Source organism: Paractinoplanes ovalisporus (assembly GCF_016834655.1).
In the GTDB taxonomy this organism is placed as follows: Bacteria; Actinomycetota; Actinomycetes; order Mycobacteriales; family Micromonosporaceae; genus Actinoplanes; species Actinoplanes ovalisporus.
Map to the genome: position 1 here is coordinate 815,088 of NZ_JAENHP010000003.1, position 2,758 is coordinate 817,845.

2 protein-coding genes are annotated in these 2,758 nt (G+C 73.9%); both read right to left on the bottom strand.

Annotated elements, in window-relative coordinates; all coding sequences use genetic code 11:
- Nucleotides 1-5: 5 nt before the first annotated feature.
- Nucleotides 6-1,574, bottom strand: coding sequence for a (2,3-dihydroxybenzoyl)adenylate synthase (locus tag JIG36_RS14000; RefSeq protein WP_203376613.1), 1,569 nt, complete (start codon nucleotides 1,572-1,574; stop codon nucleotides 6-8).
- The gene (locus JIG36_RS14005) at nucleotides 1,564-2,739 is read right to left on the bottom strand and encodes an isochorismate synthase (protein ID WP_203376615.1); all 1,176 of its coding nucleotides are present in this window, start codon (nucleotides 2,737-2,739) and stop codon (nucleotides 1,564-1,566) included. The genes JIG36_RS14000 and JIG36_RS14005 overlap by 11 nt, the downstream gene beginning before the upstream one ends.
- Nucleotides 2,740-2,758 lie beyond the last annotated feature (19 nt).

The window sequence follows — 2,758 nt, forward strand, 5'->3', positions numbered from 1 at the left end:
GGGGGTCAGCCTTTCTGGGTGGCGCTCAGGGCGGCGCGCAGTTCACGCCGGCTGATCTTGCCGACACCGGTGACCGGGAACTCGTCCACGACGTTCAGCCGGTCCGGGATCTTGTACGCGGCCAGGCCGCGCTCGCGCAGGTAGCCGCGCAGCTGGGGCAGGGTGAGGGTGGCGCCGGCCCGCGGCACGACGAACGCGCAGCTGCGCTCGCCGAGGTACTGGTCGGGGACGGCGACGACGGCGACGTCGTGCACGCCCGGGTGGGTCAGGAGGTGGTTCTCGACCTCCTCGGCGGCGATCTTCTCGCCCCCGCGGTTGATCTGGTCCTTGGCCCGGCCCTCGACCACGAGGTAGCCGTCGGGGCGCCGTCGCACGAGGTCGCCGGTGCGATAGAAGCCGTCGGCCGTGAACGCGGTCCGGTTGTGCTCGTCGGCGTTCCAATAACCCCGGATCGTGTACGGGCCCCGGGTGAGCAGATGCCCGACCTCCCCCGGCGCCACCGGCTGTTCGTGCTCGTCGACGACCAGGATCTCGTCGTCGGGCGAGATCGGCCGTCCCTGCGTGTTCAGCACGACCTCGTCGGGGTCGCCGGCGCGGGTGTAGTTCACCAGCCCCTCGGCCATCCCGAACACCTGCTGCACGTGGCAGCCGAGCACGGGCCGGACGCGGGCCGCGACCGTGCTGCCCAGCTTGGCCCCGCCCACCTGTAGCACCCGCAGGCTGGACAGGTCGGGCTTCTTCTCCATGCCGGCCACCGCGTCCAGCCAGAGCAGGGCCAGCGGCGGCACGACAGCGGTGATGGTGACCCGTTCGACCGCGATCAACGGCAGCACGGTCGCCGGGTCGGGCCGCGGCGCGAGAACGATCCGGCCCCCCGCGTGCAGGATGCCGAGCACGCCGGGCGACGACATCGTGAAGTTGTGCGCCACCGGCAGCACGGCCAGATAGACGCTGTCCGGTTCGAGCTCGCAGATCTCGGCGCTGGCCCGCACGCTGTAGAGGTAGTCGTCGTGGGTGCGCGGGATCAGCTTGGGCAGCCCGGTGCTGCCGCCGGAGAGCTGCAGGAAGGCCAGGTCGCCGGGGGCGGGGCCGTCGGGCAGGGCGGCCGGATCGCCGTACAGGTCGCTCAGCTCCTCGTCGACGATGAGCCGCGCGTTCCCGGCGGCCGCGGCCAGCGTCCGGTGGTCGAACCCCTCGTGGACGCCCGTGGTGACGAAGGCCTTGGCCTCCGTGTGGGCGCAGAAGTAGCCGATCTCGGCCGACCGGTGCGCCGGCAGCGCGAAGACGGGCAGCGCACCGAGCCGGAACAGCGCGAAGATCACCTCGAAGTACTCGGCCTCGTTGGGCAGTTGCACCACGACCCGGTCGCCGTGGCCGATGCCGAGGCGGTGGAAGCCGGCCGCGAGCCGGTGCGCCCGGTCGCGCAGTTCGCGGTAACTGATCTCGCGGCCGCCGTCGACCACGGCGGTGCGGTCGCCGAACCTCTCGGCCGCGGTGGTCAGCAGGTCGTCGAAGGTCTGCCCGGTCCAGTAACCGAGGTCGCGGTAGCGGCGGGCGAAGTCGTCAGGCCACATCGTCGAGCTCCAAGCCGAGGGCGGCGAGCATGGTGCCGAGCTTGGCCGTGGTCTCGGCCAGCTCCGCCTGGGGGTCGGAACCGGCCACGACGCCGGCCCCCGCGTACAGGTCGAGGCCGTCCTCGTCCGAGGTGGCGCAGCGGATGGTGACCGCCCATTCGCCGTCGCCCGAGGCGTCGACCCAGCCCACCGCGCCGGTGTAGAAGCCGCGCTCGAACTCCTCGAGCTCGGTGATGGCGTCGCGGGCGGCCGCGGTCGGGGTGCCGCAGACGGCCGGGGTGGGATGCAGGGCGGTGGCCAGCGTCAGGGCCGAGACCGACGGGTCGGACACGGTTCCGGTCACCATCGTGCCGAGGTGCCACATGGTGGCGGTGGCGACCGGTGACGGGTTCGGTGGCACGGTCAGCTGGTCGCAGAAGGGCCGCAGCGCGTCCGCCACCGCCTCGACCACGACCGCGTGCTCGTGCCGGTCCTTCTCGCTGCGCATCAGCGTGGCCGCCCGCCGGGCGTCCTCGGCCGGGGTGGCGCCGCGGGCGGCCGAGCCGGCCAGGGGGTGGGCCGTGATCCGGTTGCCGCGCCGGGCCACCAGCAGTTCGGGGCTGGCCCCGAACAGGGTGCGGCCGCCACCGAGGTCGACCCCGAACGTGTAGGCGCCCGGTTCGCGCCCGGCCAGGGCCCGTACGACCGGCGCCGGGTCGAATCCCGGGGCGTCGACCCGCAGCGATCGGGCGAGCACGACCTTGGTGTACCGGCCGGCGTCGATCTGGCGGACGGCCTCGGCGACCGCGGCCGCGTACTGCTCGGGTTCGGGCACCGGCCGCACCTTGTCGGCGCGGAACGAGGACCGCTCGGCCGGGGTGGCCACCGGCGCGCTGCCGCGTCGCAGGCGGGCCGGGACGACGAGACGGTCGGGGGCGCCGGGCGCGAACGGCACCGCGCCCACCACCGTACGGACCTCGTGGCCGGCCGCCTCGGCGACGCCCAGCACGGCGTCGACGCGGCGGGACAGGTCGGCGAGCCCGTCGCGGCGCCCGGACTGCGGCACCGCGAAGTACTCCCCCTCGGCGAGCAGGGTGCCGCTCGGCGAGGTGAACAGGGTCGAGCTGCCGGGGCGGTAGCCGGCCAGCAGCTCTGCCGCGGTGGAGGCGGCGCTGACGGTAGTCACTGGATGGGTTCTCCCTTTC